General features: G+C 69.9%; 17 protein-coding genes and 1 pseudogene. 3 read left to right on the top strand and 15 right to left on the bottom strand.

What is annotated here, in order from left to right; genetic code table 11:
- Positions 1-29: 29 nt before the first annotated feature.
- The 6 genes from ABFX51_RS21250 to ABFX51_RS21225 form a co-directional block, all read right to left on the bottom strand.
- Entirely contained in the window at positions 30-266 is a 237-nt protein-coding gene (locus tag ABFX51_RS21250) for an aldehyde dehydrogenase family protein (protein WP_346054699.1), read from the bottom strand.
- Between the two features lie 26 nt (positions 267-292).
- Complete coding sequence (locus tag ABFX51_RS21245) at positions 293-1,027, bottom strand: SDR family NAD(P)-dependent oxidoreductase (protein ID WP_346054698.1); 735 nt, start codon at positions 1,025-1,027, stop codon at positions 293-295.
- Positions 1,024-1,800 carry an SDR family NAD(P)-dependent oxidoreductase gene (locus ABFX51_RS21240; RefSeq protein WP_346054697.1) on the bottom strand — a complete coding sequence of 259 codons (777 nt, stop codon included), beginning with the start codon at positions 1,798-1,800 and terminating at the stop codon, positions 1,024-1,026. Before ABFX51_RS21240 ends, ABFX51_RS21245 begins: the two co-directional genes overlap by 4 nt.
- On the bottom strand, positions 1,797-3,248 hold the full coding sequence (locus ABFX51_RS21235) for an APC family permease (RefSeq protein WP_346054695.1): 1,452 nt from the start codon (positions 3,246-3,248) through the stop codon (positions 1,797-1,799). The genes ABFX51_RS21240 and ABFX51_RS21235 overlap by 4 nt, the downstream gene beginning before the upstream one ends.
- A gap of 5 nt (positions 3,249-3,253) precedes the next feature.
- Entirely contained in the window at positions 3,254-4,033 is a 780-nt protein-coding gene (locus ABFX51_RS21230; RefSeq protein WP_346054694.1) for a MoaF C-terminal domain-containing protein, read from the bottom strand.
- Between the two features lie 101 nt (positions 4,034-4,134).
- Positions 4,135-6,012: a primary-amine oxidase gene (locus ABFX51_RS21225; RefSeq protein ID WP_091509435.1), complete on the bottom strand. Its 1,878-nt coding sequence runs from the start codon at positions 6,010-6,012 to the stop codon at positions 4,135-4,137.
- 88 nt (positions 6,013-6,100) lie between these two features.
- Here ABFX51_RS21225 and ABFX51_RS21220 point away from each other — a divergent pair, with 88 nt between their 5' ends.
- A complete protein-coding gene (locus ABFX51_RS21220; RefSeq protein WP_091509438.1) occupies positions 6,101-6,691 on the top strand; it encodes a TetR/AcrR family transcriptional regulator in 591 nt (196 codons plus the stop codon).
- Positions 6,692-6,762: 71 nt separating this feature from the next.
- Here the strand turns inward: ABFX51_RS21220 and ABFX51_RS21215 are convergent, their stop codons facing one another.
- On the bottom strand, positions 6,763-7,203 hold the full coding sequence (locus tag ABFX51_RS21215; RefSeq protein WP_091509439.1) for a winged helix-turn-helix transcriptional regulator: 441 nt from the start codon (positions 7,201-7,203) through the stop codon (positions 6,763-6,765).
- A 99-nt stretch (positions 7,204-7,302) separates the two neighbouring features.
- Between ABFX51_RS21215 and ABFX51_RS21210 the strand changes: the two genes are divergently transcribed.
- Entirely contained in the window at positions 7,303-8,052 is a 750-nt protein-coding gene (locus ABFX51_RS21210) for an SDR family NAD(P)-dependent oxidoreductase (RefSeq protein WP_091509442.1), read from the top strand.
- A gap of 4 nt (positions 8,053-8,056) precedes the next feature.
- Here the strand turns inward: ABFX51_RS21210 and ABFX51_RS39655 are convergent.
- The 6 genes and pseudogenes from ABFX51_RS39655 to ABFX51_RS21185 all read right to left on the bottom strand — a co-directional run.
- A pseudogene (locus ABFX51_RS39655) lies at positions 8,057-8,244 on the bottom strand (fatty acid--CoA ligase); the annotation flags it as partial.
- A 353-nt stretch (positions 8,245-8,597) separates the two neighbouring features.
- Complete coding sequence (gene arfA / locus ABFX51_RS21205) at positions 8,598-10,088, bottom strand: arabinosylfuranosidase ArfA (protein WP_346054693.1); 1,491 nt, start codon at positions 10,086-10,088, stop codon at positions 8,598-8,600.
- Between the two features lie 28 nt (positions 10,089-10,116).
- Complete coding sequence (locus ABFX51_RS21200; protein ID WP_091509447.1) at positions 10,117-11,724, bottom strand: GH39 family glycosyl hydrolase; 1,608 nt, start codon at positions 11,722-11,724, stop codon at positions 10,117-10,119.
- Positions 11,725-11,754: 30 nt separating this feature from the next.
- Entirely contained in the window at positions 11,755-12,651 is an 897-nt protein-coding gene (locus ABFX51_RS21195) for a carbohydrate ABC transporter permease (protein WP_091509449.1), read from the bottom strand.
- Positions 12,635-13,564, bottom strand: coding sequence for a carbohydrate ABC transporter permease (locus ABFX51_RS21190; protein ID WP_091509451.1), 930 nt, complete (start codon positions 13,562-13,564; stop codon positions 12,635-12,637). The genes ABFX51_RS21195 and ABFX51_RS21190 overlap by 17 nt, the downstream gene beginning before the upstream one ends.
- Positions 13,565-13,595: 31 nt before the next feature.
- Complete coding sequence (locus ABFX51_RS21185) at positions 13,596-14,900, bottom strand: ABC transporter substrate-binding protein (protein WP_091509453.1); 1,305 nt, start codon at positions 14,898-14,900, stop codon at positions 13,596-13,598.
- Between the two features lie 177 nt (positions 14,901-15,077).
- Here ABFX51_RS21185 and ABFX51_RS21180 point away from each other — a divergent pair, with 177 nt between their 5' ends.
- On the top strand, positions 15,078-16,118 hold the full coding sequence (locus tag ABFX51_RS21180; RefSeq protein WP_091509456.1) for a LacI family DNA-binding transcriptional regulator: 1,041 nt from the start codon (positions 15,078-15,080) through the stop codon (positions 16,116-16,118).
- 15 nt (positions 16,119-16,133) lie between these two features.
- Here the strand turns inward: ABFX51_RS21180 and ABFX51_RS21175 are convergent, their stop codons facing one another.
- Together ABFX51_RS21175 and ABFX51_RS21170 are read right to left on the bottom strand one after the other, a co-directional pair.
- Positions 16,134-18,122, bottom strand: a complete 1,989-nt coding sequence (locus ABFX51_RS21175) for a right-handed parallel beta-helix repeat-containing protein (RefSeq protein ID WP_346054692.1) — start codon at positions 18,120-18,122, stop codon at positions 16,134-16,136.
- A 39-nt stretch (positions 18,123-18,161) separates the two neighbouring features.
- Positions 18,162-18,917, bottom strand: a complete 756-nt coding sequence (locus tag ABFX51_RS21170) for an SDR family oxidoreductase (RefSeq protein WP_091509844.1) — start codon at positions 18,915-18,917, stop codon at positions 18,162-18,164.

Genomic DNA, 18,917 nt, shown 5'->3' with positions numbered 1-18,917 from the left:
GCTCATCGTCATACCTCCTGCTCAGGAACCTACATAACCCCTGAGCCACAAAGTCTGACGCGCGACACGTGCAACAAACGGGACCGCTCCTCATGCCCCAACGCCTCCCACCCCGGCTGCGCCACCCGCGCCGCCGACACAGCACGACTCAAATCCTCCACGGTGCGATCCGGCGCGTAACCGAGCACCTCACCCGTCGCCGGATCCCTTACCTCGAAGCCCTCTCGCGCGGCAACCGCAGCCAGCAATTCGTCGTAAGTCTGCATGTCCTCTCTCTTTCTGCATGAGCGGCTCAGGCCGGGAAGGCCGACCGCGCCGAGTAGCCGAAGTCGGCCGTCAGGCTCGCGCCGGAGATCCCGGCGGCCAGTGGTGACGCCAGGAACAGCACGTGCGCGGCGATGTCCTCCGGCCGGTACACGGGAAAGCCGTCGAACCCGCCCAGGTCGGCCCGGCTCATCGGAGTGTCCACAACGGACGGACAGAGTGCGTTCACCCGAACCGCTCCCGCCGTTTCGACGGACAGCGCGCGGGCGAGCTGCACCACCGCGGCCTTGGACGCGCAGTACGGCACCATGCCCGGCGCGGCGACCAGCGCCGAGTCGCTGGCCAGCACCACCGCGGCACCCCGGCCGGAGGCGCGCAGTGCGGGCAGGGCGTGCTTGAGGGTGAGGAACGCGCCCAGCACGTTCACCGCGAACACGGCCTGCCAGTCCGCGAGCCCCACCGATTCCAGCGGTTTCCCCACCGGACCGGAAATCCCGGCACACGTGACGACGACGTCGATGCCGCCGAACCGGTCGAGCGCCGTGCCCACAGCCGAGCGCACGGACTCCTCGTCGGTGACGTCGGTCCGGATCGCCAGCGCGGGCGGTCCCAACTTTTCCGCGGCACGTTCGACCGCCGGGCCGTCGCGATCGAGCAGCACCGGCCTGCCGCCGTGTTCCGCCACCGCCGCCGCGACCGCGGCACCGATGCCGCTCGCCGCTCCCGTCACGAGCACCACCGCGCCGTCGAGACCGAGGTTCATGTGAACGCCAGGGTCGGGACGTCGACGACGTGCGCACCGCCGTCCACGACGAGTGTCGCGCCGTGGACGTAAGCCGCGTCGGGGCCCAGCAGGAACGCGACCACGCCCGCGATCTCCGCGGCCTCCGCGGGACGGCCCAGCGGCACGTCCTTCGTCACGGTGGCGTAAGCGGATTCGACGTCGGCCGCGCCTCCTTCACGCACGAGTACCGCCATCTCCTCGTCCGCCATCGGGGTCCGCACCCAGCCGGGGCACACCGCGTTGGCCCGCACACCACGGCGGCCGTAGTCCCGCGCGATCGAGCGCATGAGTCCCAGCAGCGCGTGCTTGCCGACCGTGTACCCGGCCGTCTCCGGAGCCGCACGCAGGCCCGACAGCGACGACACGATCACCACGCTGCCGCCGGACGCCGCGAGCAGCGGCAACGACTCGCGTACGGTCACGAACGCCGTCGTCAGGTTCGCGTGGAGGCTCGCCTGCCACGCCTCGTCGCTCGTGTTCTCCACCGTGTCGTAGCCGTGCCCGCCCGCGTTCGCGACCACGCCGTCGAGCGAGCCGTGCCGCTCGCGCACGGTTTCGACCAGTTTCCGCATCGCAGAGCCATTTCCGGCGTCCGCGGGGATCGCGGTGATGCGCGGGTGCGCCGCCGCGACCGCCTCCAGCGGTTCCCGGCGGCGACCCGAGATGACGACGTCGCCGCCGTCGTCCGCGAGGCGGGCCGCCACGGCGGCACCGATGCCGGTGCCGCCGCCCGTGACGAGGTACGTGCTCACTGCGGTGTCCTTTCCGCCGCCCGCTGCGCGACCCGGTCGAGGTCCTGCTCGAGCGAGTCCCAGATGTGCTTCTTCGCCGACCGGAACACGGCCGCCACGACGACCGCGAGCACCGCGGCGACCGGCAGCAGCCAGGGCAGCAGCGTGATCACCGGGCTGTCGCTGCCCGCGAGCTGCGGGAAGTTCACGAACGCCAGCACCGTCACCGTCCACAAGCCGATGCCGCCGAGCAGCGGCAGGAGGAACGTCTTGCCCCACCGGGCGTCCCGCACCCGCCGGAAGTGCACGACGATGGCGGTGGCGGCGATCGCCTGCAGCACGATGATGCCGAGGGTGCCGATGCCGGTGAACGCGGCGACCAGCGACGTCACCGGGTTCGCGCCCGCCACGGCGTACGCCATGGCGATCACGGTCGCCAGCACGAGCTGGACCGTCGAAGCGACCACGGGTGAGCCGTTCTTGCGCCGGGTGCGCGACAGCCGCTTCGGCAGCACGCCGACGCGGCCGAGCGCGTACAGGTACCGGGACGCGGAGTTGTGCAGCGCCAGCAACGCGGCGAACAGGCTCACCACCAGCAGGAGCTGCATGACGTCCGTGAGCGCCGTGCCGAGGTACTCCGCGGACACCGAGAACACCAAGTCACCGGTGGCCAGGTGGTCGGCCGCCGCCGCACCCGCGTTCCGCACTCCGAGCGCCGAGACGATCGCCCAGGTGGTCACCGCCGCGAAGACCCCGATGAACACGATCGCCACGTACGTCGCGCGGGGGATCGTGCGTTTCGGGTCGCGTGCCTCCTCGCCGAACAACCCGGTCGCTTCGAACCCGACGAAGGCGTTCGCGGCGAAGAGGAGCCCCAGGCCGACCGAACCGGTGGCGAACACCTCGGGCCGGAACACGGCGAACGAGAACCCGGTGCGGAAGAGGATGACGACGTCGAGCACGAGCAGGATCGACACCTCGCACACGAGCGCGACCCCGAGCACCTTCGCCGAGAAATCGATGCCCGCCCTGGTCAGCAGCCACACGCCGGCGACGGACACCAGGCTCCAGATCCACCACGGCACGTTCAGCCCGAACACGCTGTCGAAGACCGCGGAGGTGAAGAACCCGCTCGTGCCGACCGCCCCGGCGACGAAGCAGTTGTAGCCGACGACCGCGACGAAGGCCGCGACGAGCCCGGCGGTGCGGCCGAGCCCGCGCACCACGTAGGTGTAGAAACCCCCGGCGTTGACCAGTTTCTTCGCCATCTGCGCGTAGCCGACCGCGAAGAGCACGAAAACCACGGTCGCGATGAGGAACATGACCGGGGTACCGCCGCCGGTGCCGACCGCGATGCCGATCCCGCCGATGACGATGATGCCGGTGAGCGGGGCCACGGCGGCGAGCACGAGGAAGACGATCCCGCTGACCCCGAGGTGCCCGCGAAGGCTGGTTTCGTTACCGGACAACGGAATCACTCCTCGAAGCCGGAGCAGTCGGTCCTGTTGACGATCTCGGCACCCGCCCCGACCGGGAAGTTCACCAAAGAGGAGGTGTCGAAGCCGTCGTTGCCGAAGATCTTGCCGTCGGTGTGCAGGGCTTCGAGGTCGATGAGGATGACCCCGAGGGTCGGCACGATCTTTTCCCGCCACACGAACAAGGTCAGCTTGTCGCGGACGGCGATGTGGTGGCAGGCGTCGGTGTCGGCGAGCCCCTGCTCGACGCCGCGGAGGCAGTGCCAGGTGTAGCGCCCGGGCGAGAGGTAGATGTGCTCGTAGACCTCGTTCGGCGAGTAGGTGTAGCGGTTGCGCAGACCGACCAGCTCGCGGGTCGGCGCGTGCCGGGCCGCCGTCGAGCCGTCGATCGCGCCGTGCGTGATCCGCGCGGTGACGCCGGTCGGCTCCTCACCGCGCTGCACCCGGGTGTACGCCGACTCGGCACGCTCCTCGGGGCCGGGCAGCCTGCCCTCGACGAGAGTGACGAGGCCGGCGTCGGTGTCGAGCACGAACGTCGTCGAGACCTCCCCGGCGACACCGTCCACAAGGTACAGACCGTCGCGGATCGACGTGACCCGCACCGGAACGTCCTCGTGCTCGCCCCACGAAGCGACACCGTCGTCGATCGAAAGAGCACGCGGCCCGTCGAGGTCGAGCGCGAAACGCGTCCCGGAAAGATCCTTGACCGGTTCGAGCAGGTCGGCGTCCGGCGCGAAACCTTCGCCGAGGGCGCCGACCGGGATGAAAGCTTCGCCCATTTCTCCTCCACGTCGAGGGGGGTTCTTTCGGAAAACCCTAGGGACTTGCGGCGAAAAACACCTAGGACGAGCGCGCACGGCGCTTGTCCCCCAGTGGCGATTCAGTGGCAGGAATGCGCTGACCGGTTCGGCGGGACGTCGAGCGTGGGGTTGCGGTCGAAGAAACCGACCGGTTTGAGCTTGAAACCGGTGTAGTCGACCGGCATGATCGGCCAGTCCTCCGGACGCGGGAAATGCGTGAGCCCGAAGGTGTGCCAGACGACGATTTCCTGTCCGTCGATGTCGCGATCGGCCGCGGCGTATGCGGGCAACCCGGCGCCGCCGGGGTGCTGGTTGACGAGATCTCCCGCCGCGTACCGCTCAGCCGGGTCGTAACGGGTGACCCACAGGTGTTTCGTCGCGAAGGTGGCGCGGCGGGAAATGGAGGAATCCGGATCGGCGAGCAATTCCGGATTGCCTTCGGGAACCAGCGCGTAGGCCACGGGATCACCGAGCCGGTTGCGGGAACGGGGGTTCGTGATGTGCCAAACCCTGCCGACGCGGTTGTCGGCGAGGCGTTGCGCCTGCGATTCGGTGCGCAGTGGCGTGCGGCGCTGGGTGAAAGCGTTGCCGCGCGGGTTGTCCGGTCCCGCGGGGACGCGCTGGACCTCGACCTCCTCGACGAGGTTGGTGGGCCCGTCCACGGCCATGTGGAGGCGCGCGTTGAACAGGTGCTGGTGGTAGGGCGCGCCGAGGCCGGGCGCGAGTTCGGAGGCGTAGGCGTAGCCCTTGCCGGGGTGCGCGGAGGTGAACACGACCCCGGTGGCCTTGGCTTCACATTCGATGGTGCCGTCGAGGTAGAGGTACCAGTAGAAGCCGTAGTCGTAGTTTCCGATGGTGGTGAAGAAGGAGATCACCATGCGGCGCTGGCGGCGGGTCTCGGCCGAACCCGCCCAGAGATCGGTGTGCTTCCAGAGGATCCCGTAGTCCTCCTCGTGCAGGCAGATGGCGTTGTGCAGCACGCGGGGATGACCGAACTCGTCGGCCACGACGGCGTCGAGGTAGGTGATCTCGCCGAGGCAGTCGCAGCCGAGTTCGAGTGCGTTGGCGTAGCGGCCGATGAGGTACTCGCCGGTGTCGAAGTAGTTCTGCCACGACCGGACGGGCGAAGGATCGGCGTAGGGCACGACCATCTCGGAGATCGACGCGCGCCGCACGACGGGCCGGTCGCGGTCGCCGTCCCGGAAGGAGATGTCGTGCAGGACAAGGCCTTCGCGGACGTCGAAACCGATGCGCAGCGACCAGTTCTCCCACCGCAGCAGGTGGTCCTCCAGCGTGAAACTGGGTCCCTCGGGCTGGGTGATCACGATGGGTTTCTGGGTCGTCCTCAGTGGACCGGTGACGGCGGGGTCGTCGAAGTTGCCGGATTCGGCGGGCACCGGCACGGCGCCGAGGTCGATGACCTGGTCCACGGTCTTGTTCAGCACGTCCACGTAGGCGACCAGCCCGTCCACCGGGTGCGCCCACGCGTGGTCGCGCGGGTGTTCCTGCACGAACGCCAGACCGCGCAGGATCCGCCGCCCGGTCTCCTCGGGGTACTCGAACACCCCGGCCGACAGCGGCGCGACCCGCACCTTCGCCACGTCGAGCCCGCGTGCCGCCAGCGCGGCCAGCCACCGCTCGTCGGCGGCCAGCACCTCCTCGACCAGCGCGAACTCCTCGTCCAGCACCGGCAGCTGCCCGTCGACGGCGGGGTCGAGCTTGCGTTCCTCGGACACTGTCCCGGCGGCGAGCGACACCAGCACGTCCCGGCCGCCGGGGTCCGCCAGGTCGTGCAGGAGGACGCGGACGGTCCGTTCGGGCGCGGCGTCTTCGAGGCCCAGGTAGGCCACCCGCGCGCTCTCGGGCAGCAGGCCCGCGTCGGCGAGCACGTGCCGGACGCGGGTGATCTCGTCGGCGGTGAGGGGCGAAAGCGGATGCGGGGGTGGTGCGGCGGGCATCGGCGACCTCCGTTTTTCTCCACGTGTAGACGAAAGGATGCGCCACCGCGGCGGGAAACGCAAGGGCCGACCGATTACGGTGGGAGCCGTGCCGAAGCAGGTTGACCACGACCGCCGCCGTGCCGAGATCGCCGAGGCGACGTGGCGGCTGATAGCCGAACGGGGCATCGACGGGACGACGATGCGGGCGATCTCGGCCGCGCTCGGCATGGCCCACGGCGCGCTCAAGCACTACTTCCCGGACAAGAACTCGATCATCCGGACGGCGTTCACGCACGTCTTCGACAGCACGAACACGCGCATCCGGGAACGGCTCGGCGACGCGACCGGTTTGGCGGCGCTGCGCATCTTCTGCCTCGAAGCCGTCCCGGTCGAGGAGGTGACGATCCTCGAAGCCAGGGTCGTGCTCCCGTTCTGGCAACGCGCACTGGCCGACGCCGAGCTGGAGTCCGTCTTCGTCGACGCGATGTCCGTCTGGCGCGAGCAGATCCTCCGCTTCCTGCGCCAAGGCCGCGCGGACGGCTCGGTCCGCACGATGACGGACGACGAGGTCGTCACGGAGCAGCTGCTCGCCCTCCTCAACGGCGCCCAGGTGCTCGGCACCCTCACCCCCCGCGCGGCGACGCCGAAGCGGCAGCACCAGATGATCGACGCCTTCCTGGACGGCCTCCGCCGCTGACGGCGCGGGTCGGCCGGTTCAGGACGAGCCAAAGCCGATGGCCCGTGGAAGGCACCCTCCGCCGCTGGACCTCACGCGCCGCCGCGCCTCCGGTTCGCCACGGCGGGAGGGACCGGCGTGTCCTCGTCGTAGGTGGCTTGGGCCTCGTGGATCCGGTCGGTGTGCCGGTCGACCCACGCGACCAGGCCGACCAGGTGCGTCGCCAGATCGGCGCCCAGCGCGGTCAGTGAATAGGTGACCTGGATCGGCACGGTCGGGGTCACCGCGCGGTCGACGAGCCCGTCCCGGGTAAGCGCTTTCAGGGTCTGGGAAAGCATTTTCTCGCTGATGCCCCCGATGGCGGACGCGAGTTCCGAGAAGCGGTGCGGCCGGTTCGCCAGCAGGCCCACGACCAAGGTCGCCCACCGGCTGGTGATGTCGTCGAAGATCGGCCGGACCGGGCAGTCCGCAGCGAAGACGTCCCGCGAGTGCACCGGCCGTCCGCCGACGAGGATCTCTGGTCGCTGTCCCACGAACGGAGCTTACCTGTAGGTATGTACTTACGAATGGCTAGCCACCTGGCTAGCGTCGCCTCCGTTGGTGATCAACTGCCGCGAACGAGGAGCGCACTGATGATCGATCTACACGGGCGTACCGCTCTGGTGACCGGAGGCGCCAAAGGCATCGGCCGCGGCATTTCCGTGGCGCTCGCCGCGGAAGGCGCCGCGGTCGCGGTCAACTACGCCACGGACCCGCAGGCCGCCGAACGGACCGTCGCCGAGATCGTCGGCCACGGCGGCAGGGCCGTGGCCCTGGCCGGGGATGTCGGCAGCCCCGCCGACGTCGAGCGGCTCTTCGACCAGGCCGGTGCCGCTCTCGGTCCGGTCGACACCCTGGTGAACAACGCCGCCCGTTACTCCTTCCAGCCGCTGGAAGAAATCACGCCGGACGAGTTCGAGCGGCAGTACCGGACGAACGTGCTCGGCGTGTTCCTCACCTGCCAGGCCTTCGTGCGGCAGGTGCCCGTGGCCGGTGGGTCGATCGTGAACATCTCGACCTCGGGCATCGCGAGCAACACGCCCGGCTCGGCCCTCCACACCTCGACCAAGGGCGCTGTGACCACGCTGACCCGGGTGCTGGCCAACGAGCTCGGCCCGCGGCACATCCGGGTCAACGCCGTCGCGGCCGGTGCCACCGACACCGAGGGCGCCCGGAACCTCGGGCTCATCAACGACGAGAACGTCGCACGGGCCGTCGCAGCCACGCCGCTGGGCCGGCTCGGGCAGCCCCGTGACATCGGCCGCGTGGTCGCTTTCCTCGCTTCCGCCGAGGCCGCCTGGATCACCGGCGACGTCCTCTTCGCCTCGGGCGGCCTGCGCTGAGCCTCAGGACCACCGAAGAAATCCACTCACCGCCGGACTTGATCACGTCCTTGGCGCGGTCCACGAGCGTGCGGAAGCCGTCCGGGGGAGATCCTCCCGATGTCCCCGGTGCGCAACCAGCCGTCGTGGAACGTCTCCGGATCGACAACCCGCCCCAGGCGAGTAGGAGGTAGCGGTGACCCACGGGCCACCGCTACCTCGGCTACCGCTTCGCCGTGTTCCCCATGCGCAACACCTTCGGGCTGTCCCACGAGACCGTCAGGAGGAACACCCCGGGCAGGGCCGCGGCGCTCTACGCCGTGGGCGACGACGACGAGGTGCACGCCTTCCTGAACTTCGCCCTGCCGGAGCAGCCGTTCGCCGCGTTCCGCGATCCGGCCGCGCCGCCGGTTCCCTCGCGGGCCGGGGGCAAGGGCGGCGCCACGCTGTTCCCGGCGACCGCCGAGGCACTGGAACAGCGCAACGAACGCCTGCGCGGCTCAGCGCGATGCCACCCGCGCAGGGGCGGCCTGCCCACCCGGCCCTCACCCTGCCGGAGTTCGCGCTCACGACGTGACCCGGATCATGTTCCAGGACAACGGGGGCAGCGTGATCGCCAGCTCACCGGCGTGCACGCCGTGGCTTTCCCCGGCGCGGGGCACCACTCGCGCGGGATCGTCCGCCGTGTTGGCCGCCAGGGGATCTCCCCCGCCGAGGTAGGTGTGGGAGGCCCGGGACAAGCCTTGACAGGCACGAAGATCGACCGTCAGCGGCAGCGGCTCGTGCTGATCGCGGTTGACGGCGAAGATCGTGATCCCGTCCTCTCCCTGGACGGACACTGCGTCCAGCACCGGAACTTCGCCGAAGCGCTCGGTCTCGTACCGCGGCGACGTGATCGCGGGGCGCAGCACGGCACCGCGTCCGTAGCGGCTGGTCAGCGCGAACGGGTGGAAGATCGTCTGCCGCCAGGCGGGCCCGGCCGGTTCGGTGCGGATCGCGCCGATCGCGTTCACCAGCTGCGCCAGGCACGCGATCCGCACCCGGTCCGCGTGCCGCAGGAGGCTGATCAGCATGTTCCCCACGACCACCGCGTCGACCACGTTGTACTGGTCCTCCAGCAGCCGCGGCGCCTGCTCCCAGTCCCGCTCCACGGACGTTCCCTGCGAGTACCACACGTTCCACTCGTCGAAGGCGAAGCCGAGCCGTTTCCGGTGGCGCCCCTTGGCCCGCACGTGGTCCGCGGTGGCGATGGCGGCGTCGAGGTAGGCGTCCATGTCCGTGGCGCACGCCAGGAAACTCGCCCGGTCGCCGTCCCGCTCCTGGTAGTAGGAGTGCAGCGACAGGTAGTCCACCTGGTCGTAGCAGTGTTCGAGCACCGTCGCGTCCCACGCGGGGAACGTCGGCATCGCCGCGCCCGACGACCCGCACGCGACGAGCTCGATGTCCGGGTCCACCAGCCGCATCGCCTGCGCCGTCCGCGACGCCAGCAGCCCGTACTCGTCGGCGGTCCGGTGCCCCACCTGCCACGGGCCGTCCATCTCGTTGCCGAGGCACCACAACCGGACCCCGTGCGGATCCGGCGTCCCGTTCTTCCGCCGCAGGTCCGACCAGTACGTCCCGCCGGGGTGGTTGCAGTACTCGACGAGGTCCGCCGCCGCGTCGGCGCCACGCGTGCCGAGGTTCACCGCGAGCATCGGCTCCGCGCCCACCCGCCGGCTCCACGCGCAGAACTCGTCCGTGCCCACGGCGTTGGTCTCGACCGACTTCCACGCGAGGTCGAGCCGGGTCGGCCGGGACTCCCGCGGGCCGACGCCGTCCTCCCAGCGGTAACCCGAGACGAAGTTCCCGCCCGGGTACCGCAGGACCGGCACCCCCAGCTCGGTGACGAGCTCCGCCACGTCGCCGCGGAAGCCGTGCTCGTCGGCGCTGGGGTGCTCCGGTTCGTAGATCCCGGTGTACACGCCGCGGCCGAGGTGCTCGACGAACGCCCCGTACAACCGCGGATCGACCTCGCCGACCGTGAACGCGGGATCGACGACCAGACGGGCCTGGGACATGGTGGTTTCCTTTCGCGGGAGGGACACCTCAGTCAGCTTGCCGCACCGACATCACGGCCCACGGCGGAAGCTCCACATCGATCTCGAGCGTGCCGTCGCCGGTGACCGTGAGCGTGAACCTCCGGAGCGCGTCGGCGACGCCGCTGAGGTACTCGCTCTGCGCGCGGGAGAGGTTCAGCGGGGAACCGAGCTGGTACCAGGCCTCGGCGACGTTCCCGTGCTCCCAGTCCAGGACCTCGGCCAGGAACGTGGTGCCCGGTTCGAGGCCGCTGATCGTGTGCCGGACCCGCCGGTGCGGTCCCGCTTCGGCCAGTGCCCGCGTCTCGGGGTACGAACCGGTGGACTTCAGTGCCAGCTTGCCCGGGTAGTTGAAGAACACCGCGGACAGCGCCGAGGTCCGGCTGTCCCGGGTCACGACGCCCTCGTCCGTCGCGAGCAGCAGCCGGTCGCCGAGCCCGTTCAGCATCCGGAACGCGTGGAACGTCGGCTTGTGGATACCGCTCTCGTTCACCAGGCCGAAGCCGCCGTGGAAAGGCCCGAGCCCGGCGCCGCCCTCCTCGAACACGTCGGTGAAGGTCCAGTAGGAGATCGAGTCCGCGAGCCCGACGCACTTCAGGTACGCCCGCGTGATGTAGGTGGCCGCGAACACCGTGTCGTGGATGAAGTCCCGCGCCGACGGCGAGGTGGACCACTCGGTGATGTGGACCTCCGCGTCCGGGTACTGGCTGTCCGCCAGGAGTTGACGCAGGACGGTCAGGTCGTCGAACGTGGCGTCGGCGTACCGGGCGATCTGCACCGCCTCGCCGTCGGCGCCGTAGGCGAAGTCCGTCGGGTACAGGTGGGTCGACACGAAGTCGACCGGCAGGTCGCGCTTGGCGCACCAGCCGAGGAAGTCCTCGATCCACACCGGACGCCAGTCGAGAGCGTCCACATCGGACGCACTGGCCGTCGCGTGCATCGCGGAGCGGTCCTCGACCTCGCCGCGGTACCGGTCGTCGGGCACGAAGACGCTCGTCGCGGGCCCGCCCACCTTCAGCCCGGCGTCGATCGCCTTGATCGCCGTCACGGTCCGCTCGTAGAGCTCGAAGTACTCCGTCTTGGTGCCGGTCCAGAAGTGCGGGACCAGGTTCGGTTCGTTCCACACCTCGAACCGCCACTGGCGCACCTCGTCGAGCCCGTACCGGCCGATCCAGTGTTCGACCGCGCGCGCCACCAGCTCCGCCCAGCGCCCCATGTCGTTGGGCGGGCTGCAGTGCGCACCCCACCAGAACACGGTCTCCTGTTTCGTCGCCAGCTCACGCGGCATGAACCCGAGCTCGACAAACGGGCGGGCGCCGGACTCCACGATGAAGTCGAACACCTTGTCGACGTAGCTGAAGGTGTGCACGGGGGCGGCGAGGGGCGAGTTCCGGCCGAACCCGTGGCCGTAGCTTTCCCGGTACACGAACATGTCGTCGTGGAACACGCCGTGGAAGCGGACCGCGCGGAAGCCGCAGGCGGCCACGGCCTCGGTGAACTGCCGCTGCCAGTCCGCCCGCAGCGCCTCGTTCGCCCGTCCGGCGCCGACGCACGCCGCCCAGCTGTGCGGGAGCGGGGTCTCGCGGGGGAGGTCGCCGTCGATTCGGAGGTTGTTCATTCCTTCACTTTCTGCTCGGAGTCGAATGCCCTACCCCTTGACGGCGCCGAGCGCCACGCCCGACTGCCAGTACCGTTGCAGGCTCAGGAAGGCGACGATCAGGGGGATGATCGTCAGCAGCGCGGCGGTGAGCACGAGGTTCTGGATCAGCGCGCCGTTGCCCGCGGTCGAGCCGAGCTTGTTCCACTCGTTGAGCCCGATGGTCAGCGGGTACCAGTCCGGGTCCTTGAGCATGATCAGGGGCAGGAAGTAGTTGTTCCAGATCGAGACGAACGAGAAGAGCAGGACCGTCACGCTCGCCGGCGCGAGCAGCGGCAGCGCGATCCGCACGAAGGTCCGGAACTCCCCCGCGCCGTCGACCTTCGCGGCTTCGAGCAGCTCCGTGGGCACGGCCTCCGCCGCGAAGACCCACATCAGGTACAGCCCGAACGGGTTGACGAAACTCGGGATCAGCACCGCCCACGGCGTGTTGGTGAGGCCGAGCCGCGCGAAGAGCAGGAACTGCGGGATCGCCAGCGCGATGCCGGGCACCGCGATCGAGCCCAGTACCACGAACAGGAGCAGCCGCTTGCCGCTGAACCGGAGTTTCGCCAGCGCGTACCCGCCGAGTGCGGCCAGGAAGGTCGAGACCACCGCACCGACGACGACGTACAGCACCGTGTTGAGCAGCCACCGCGAGAAGATCCCGTGCTGGTAGCGGAAAACCGCGACGACGTTGTCCCACAGGCGGAACCCGTGGCCGGGCGCGAGCCCGAACGTGGAGACGAAGTCGGCCTGCGACTTCGTCGCGTTGACGACCAGCCAGACCAGCGGCAACAGGCAGTACAGGGCGAACAGCCCCGTCATCACGGTGAGCGTGACGCTCTTCCTCGGGTTGTCCACTGTGTACAGCCGCGGGCGGGCCGCCGGGCTAGCTGTCGAAGGCATTCTTCAGTCCCCTGATCTGGACGGCGTAGGCCACCGCGATCGTGATCGCCGCCATGACGAGCGCGAGAGCGGCCGCATAGCCCTGCTGCGAGCCGGTGAACGCGAGGTTGTAGGCGTAGAGGTTGGGCGTGTAGTGGGTGGTGATACCGCTGTTGGCCACCATCGACGGCAGGATCTGCGGCTCGTTGAAGATCTGGAACGTGCCGATGATCGAGAAGATCACCGCGATGACCAGCGACCGGCGCAGGGCAGGCAGTTTGATCCGCCACACCACCTGGAACTCGTTCGCCCCGTCGAGCGCGGCGGCCTCGTACAGCTCACGCGGGACGGCTTTGAGCACCGCGTAGAAGATCAGCATGTTGAAACCGGTGAACGCCCACGTGACCATCACCCCGATCGACACCAGCGTGGTGCCCGGCGCGAAGGGGTCGAAGTCCGTGCCCACGGCCTTGTTCAAGCTGCCGAACAGGCCGTACTTGACGCCCAGCAGGAAGCCCCACATCAGCGTGGACACGACGGCGGGCACGGCGTACGGGAGGAAGATCGACACCCGCAGGAACCGGGCCCCGTGCAGCCGCCGGGAGTCCAGCGCCAGCGCGAGCGCCATCGCGAGGACCAGCATGACCGGCACCTGGACGAGCGTGAACGCCAGCACCCGCCGCACGCTGTCCCAGAACTGGGCGTCGTGGAACAGCTTGGCGTAGTTGGCGAAACCGGTGAACCTGGTGCCCCCGATCAGTTTCTGCTGGAACAGGCTGAGGTAGGCGGCGAAGCCCACCGGCACGACGTACACGAGCGTGAACAACAGCGCGAACGGCGCGATGAACACCAGCCCGATCTGGCGCCCGCGGCGCTTCCGGCGCCGCGTGGTGGCCGGGGCCGCCGTGGCCGGCAAGGTGGCTGTGTGGACCATGGTCGCGGTGCTCCTTCCTGCCGGGGAACCGTCAGTCCACCTGGAAGCCCTGCTCGTTGCCGTAGGCGATCATCCGCTGCTTCCACTGTTCGAGGATCGCGGCGAGCGAGCCCTTCCCCGTGCTGTAGAGCTGCGAGACGAGGTCGCCGTAGACCGACCGGGCCCACTCGAAGAACGGCGGGTACTGCCAGCCGCCCGCGACGATTTCCGAGGCTTCCGCGAGCACGGGGCCGGTCTTCTGGCCGCCGAAGTACTCGTCGGCCTTGCTCTGCGTGTCGGCGCTTTCCAGCACGGACTTGTTCGGCACGAACGCGCCCGCCTCGACACGGGACGAAAGCCCGCCGCCGTGCGTGAAGTACTCCAGGAACTTGTACGCCGCGTCCTTGTGCCCGGACGCGGCCGGGATGCCGAAGGCGCTGCCCCCGTTCTCGGCCCCGACCTTGGCGCCCGGCTGCCACTGCGGCATCAGCGCGACGCGGAAGTCGCCGGCGGCCTGGGGCGCGCGCTGCGGCAGCGACGACTTCAGCCAGCCGCCCATGATCTGGGAGGCGAGGCTGCCGTCGTTGAGCGTGCGGTTCCAGTCGTCGGACCACGCGGTGACCTTGGTGTTGAGCAGCCCCTCGTCGAGCATCTTCTGCCAGAACGCGACGGCCCTGGTCGTGGCGGGCTCGGTGAAGTCGATGTGCACCTTGTTGCCGTCCACTTTGAACGGCCGCCCGCCGGCCTGCCAGATCAGCGACAGCAGGAAGAACAGGTCGCCGGTGTCCTGGGCGATGTAGTGCTCACCGCCGAGCGCGCGGATCTTCTTGGCGTCGGCGTAGTACTCGTCCCACGTCGCGGGCGGCTGGGTGATCCCGGCCTTCTTGAAGCTCTCCTCGTTGTAGAACATGACCGAGGGGCCGTAGTCGGACGGCAGCGCGAAGACCTTGCCGTCGACCGTCACGTCGTTCCAGGCCGCCTCGACGTAGTCCGCCTTGAGCTTGTCGGCGCCGTGCCCCCCGAGGTCCTCGAGCTTGCCGGGGATGGCGAAGTAGGGCACCGCGAAGTACTCGAACATCGCGACGTCGGGTACGCCGGAGCCGGCCTGGATCGCGTTGTCGAGAGCGGTGTACTCGTCGTACGACGAGCCCGCGTTGACCACCTCGACCTTGATGTCCGGGTTCGCGGCCTCGAAGCCGGGCACGGCCTTCGCGACGGTGTCGTCCCAGCTCCAGACCGTCAGTTTCACCGGGCCGTCACCGCCTCCGCTGTCCGAGGGCCCGCTGGCGCAGGCCGCCAGCGCGAGCACGGGCACGAGCGCCGCGGCGAGGAACCTTGCTTTTCCGGGGAGCCTCATGAGCCGCCTCCTCCTTGAGATGACTCGAAACTGTTTCGAAGCTTTTTCGAACGCTGGTGGCAAGTTACTGGGCTCTCTCGCCGGGCGTCAAGGACTTCGAGGGCGGGAGGCGGCAACCTTGTGCGCTGTGTAACCTGAGGCCGGGTTCGAAAAAGTTTCGGGAAGAACGGAGTGCCGATGACTCGGCGATCTCGGTCCGGGCGGGCCACGCTCGCGGACGTCGCCCGGCTGGCCGGTGTCTCGCCGGCGACCGCGTCGAAGGTCCTCAACGGCCGCAGCGACGTGGGGGCCGGCACGCGGGACCTCGTCCTCGGCGCCATCGCCGAGCTCGGCTACAAGCCGACGACGGGGCGGCGCGACCCGCAGCGGGAGCGGACCCTCGTCACCGTGCTCGACATCGTGGAATCCCGTTACGCGGGCACGGTTCTCCAGGGCATCCTCGTCGCCGCGACCGCCGCGAGCGCCGAGCTCCTGCTGCGGCTGCCGCCGCCGGACTGGACCGCGACGAGCCGTACGGCGGCCCGCGCGTGGGTCGCCGAGGCGCAGGCGTCGGGCGTCTCCGGCATCATCGCGCTCGCCATCGCCGTGCCCGACGCCGTTCTCCTCGCCGCGGAGGAGGCGGCGCTGCCGGTGGTCACGATCGACCCGATCGACACCACCGACTCACGGATCATCAGCATCGGCTCCACCAACTGGGCAGGCGGGCGCTCGGCGACCGAACACGTGCTGAAACTGGGGCACCGCAGGATCGGCTGGATCGGCGGGCCACTGGGCTCCGCCCCTTCGGCGGAACGCTTCCACGGCTACCAGGCCGCGCTGCACGCGGCGGGCGTCACGCCGGACCGCGCGCTCATCCGCCACGACACGTTCTCCGTCGAAGCCGGGCTCGAGCACGGCCGCACCATGCTGGCGCTCGAGGACCGGCCGACCGCGATCGTCGCCGGGAACGACGAGATCGCCGTCGGTGTGCTCGCGGCGGCCGGCGAACTCGGCATCCCCGTGCCGGCCCAGCTGTCGGTCACCGGCTTCGACGACACCCCGCAGGCCCAGTGGACCACGCCCCGGCTGACCTCCGTCGGCCAGCCACTCGTCGGCATGGGGCGGATGGCCGTCGAGACCGTCCTCGGCATGGCCGACGGCGTGCAGCCCGCCTCCCGCCACCTCGAACTCGCGACGACGCTCAACGTCCGCGACTCCACGGGGCCGGTGGCGGGCTGACCCGGAAGCCGGGTGTCAGGACGGGTCCCTTCCCGGCTCGATGCCGGCCTGGCGCATCACCTCCCGCGCCTCCGCCGGCCAGTTCCCGTCAGCGACCTGCACGTTGCCGTCGAGGACGTTGTGGTGCGGCTCGCCGGTCACGACGCGCGTCAGCCCGGTGTCGTACCAGTTCCCCCGGAAGGTGTTGTCGTTCGTGTTGTTGGTGGCACTCGCGTTGGTGAACGCCCAGACGCCGGAGTCCTGGATCACGTTGCCCGTCAGGCTCACGTAACGCGAACCTTCGTCGAGGTACAGCCCGACGGTCTCGTGGTTGTCGTAGACGTAGTTTCGGTCGATGACGGCACCCGGGTTCGCCGAGAGGTTGTAGATGCTGCCACCGTCGTGGAAGACCTTCTTCGTGCCGTGCACGAGGTTGTAGCGGACGACGGTGTCCTTGAGCGTGGTGGGCGTCGAGTACACCGGCTGGTAGTCGTACAGCCCGCGGTCGCGGTAGTCCTGGCTGCCCCCGGGGTCGTTGGCGCCCCAGCCCCAGCCCACGTCGATGCCGTCGTAGGCGAGGTCGGACACCTCGTTGTGCTCGATGACGGCGTGGGTGACGTAGGTGGTCAGGACGCCCGCCATGTCCTTGTAGTCCCGCGCGACGTCCGTGACCAGGTTGTCGGTGATGGTGATGTCCCGGTCGGCCATCGCGGGATCGGCGGGGTGGTGGGCGTCGGGCTGGACGCCGCCGGCGACGATGCCGGAACCGGCGTCGTCCCGGAAGGTGTTGCGGTGCACCGTGATCCGGGAGGCACCCAGCCCGACACCGGAGGCGTGGGCGTTCGCGTCGTTGCCGATGCCGAGCGCCACCTGCCCGAGGTGGGCGAAGGTGTTGCCGGTGAACGAGATGTCGCGGGCGGCCGAAACCTGGACCGCGGCGGGCACCTGGTGCCAGCTGTTGCGCGCGGCCTCGAACAGCGGGCAGCCCAGCTGGCACGAGGTGAGGAAGTCGGCGGGCTGCGGGTAGGCGCCGGCGAGGAACGTGCCGCTCTGCTGGTTGGCGTAACCGACCGAGGTGCCGGGCTGGAGCCACGTGGTGTGCTCGAAGTGGAGACCGCGGAACGCGAGGTCGTGGACCGGCCGGGTGCGGGTGCCGCTCACCTGGACCAGCGAGGACAGGCGCGGCAGCTCGACGTCGCTGTGTGCCGGGTCCCACCCGGCGGGCGCCTTGTAGTACACCTTCCCGGCGTCCGGGTCGAGGTACCACTGCCCGGTCTGCAGGAACGCGTAGGAGTTCTCCAGCAGCAGCGTGCCACCCGCGAAGGGGTGGGCGAGGGTGTCATACCCCCAGTTGTTGTTGTTCCAGGCCGGTTGCCGCATCGTGATCGTGGTCCCGGTGATGCTCTCCACCGGCGCGTACCGGTCCGTGAAGGAGTTCTGGCTCTCCACCTCGATCCGGTCCTGGTCGGGCAGAGTGGCCAGGTAGCCGAGCGCCGGGTTCACAATGGACAATCCCGTCGGCGTGACCTGGACGTCGGTCCGGGCGATGGGAATCGCCGCTCGCGGGGCCGACACACCGTCCACGTAGAGCTGGCGGGAGTCCACGCCCTTCGGCACGTCCGCGACGTAGATGCCGGCCGCCGGGTCGTGCTGTTCCCAGCCGGTCACCGGCAGCCCGCCGGACAGGACGGGTGTCTGCCCCGGCAGGGCCTGCCAGGTGATGGTGTGGCCGTTGCGGCCGGAGTCCTCGCTGGTGAACTTCAACGGGGAGGCCAGCCGGTAGGTGCCGCCCGCGAGCGCGACCGTGACGTTCCCCCGCGCGGACAGGCCGCGGGCCAGCTCGCGTGCCTTCTCCAGGGTGGCCACCGGCCTGCCGGGAGTGCCCCGGTCGTGGTCGTCCCCGCCGGGGGCGACGAAGATCGTGAACCCGGGAGTCCCGGTGGCTTGCGCCGGGGCCGTGGTCAGTGCCACCACCGCTGCCGCGACGGCCAGCGCCGCCAGCGCTTTTCTGCCGGTGTACCGCATGGTGCAGTGTCCTTTCCGGAGGTTTGGTGCCGGCCGGGTTCAGCGCCCGAGCCAGCCGCCGTCGACGGGGATCAGCGCGCCGTGCACGTAGTCGGAGGCGGCCGAGGCCAGGAAGACGGCCACGCCGCCGAAGTCCTCGGGGCGGGCCCACCGGCCGGCCGGGATGCGCTCGAGGATCGCCCGGAACCGGGCGGGATCCTCGCGCAGGGCCAGGGTGTTGTCCGTCTCGACGTAACCGGGGACGATCGCGTTGACGTTCACCCCGCGCCCCGCCCATTCGTTGGCCAGCGCGCGGGTCAGGCCCGCGATGCCGGATTTCGCCGCCGCGTACCCGGGAACGTTGATCCCGCCCTGGAAACTGAGCAGCGACGCGGTGAACACGATCTTGCCGCGGCCGCGTTCGAGCATCCGCCCGCCCACCTCGCGGGTCAGCGTGAACTGGCTCGACAGGTCCACGCTGATGACGCGGTCCCAGTCCTCATCGGAGTGTTCCGCGGCGGGCGCGCGGGCGATGGTGCCCGCGTTGTTGACGAGGATGTCGATCGGCCGCCCCAGATCGGCCAGGCCGGCCGCGAGTTCCGCCACCGCGGCCCGGTCCGAGAAGTCGGCGGTGAGCGCGGTGCACCGGCGGCCGAGCGCGGTGACGCGCGCTTCGACCTCGCTGCCCGAGGTCTCCTGGTGTGCGCTGACGGCGACGATGTCCGCGCCCGCGGCGGCCAGCGCCTCGGCGATCCCGAGCCCGATCCCCCGGCGGGCGCCGGTGACGACCGCGAGTTTCCCGGTGAGGTCGAACAT

Origin of the sequence: Amycolatopsis dongchuanensis (genome assembly GCF_039542405.1) — a bacterium.
Classification (GTDB): Bacteria; Actinomycetota; Actinomycetes; order Mycobacteriales; family Pseudonocardiaceae; genus Amycolatopsis_E; species Amycolatopsis_E sacchari.
This window is presented reverse-complemented; position numbering and strand designations above follow the sequence as displayed.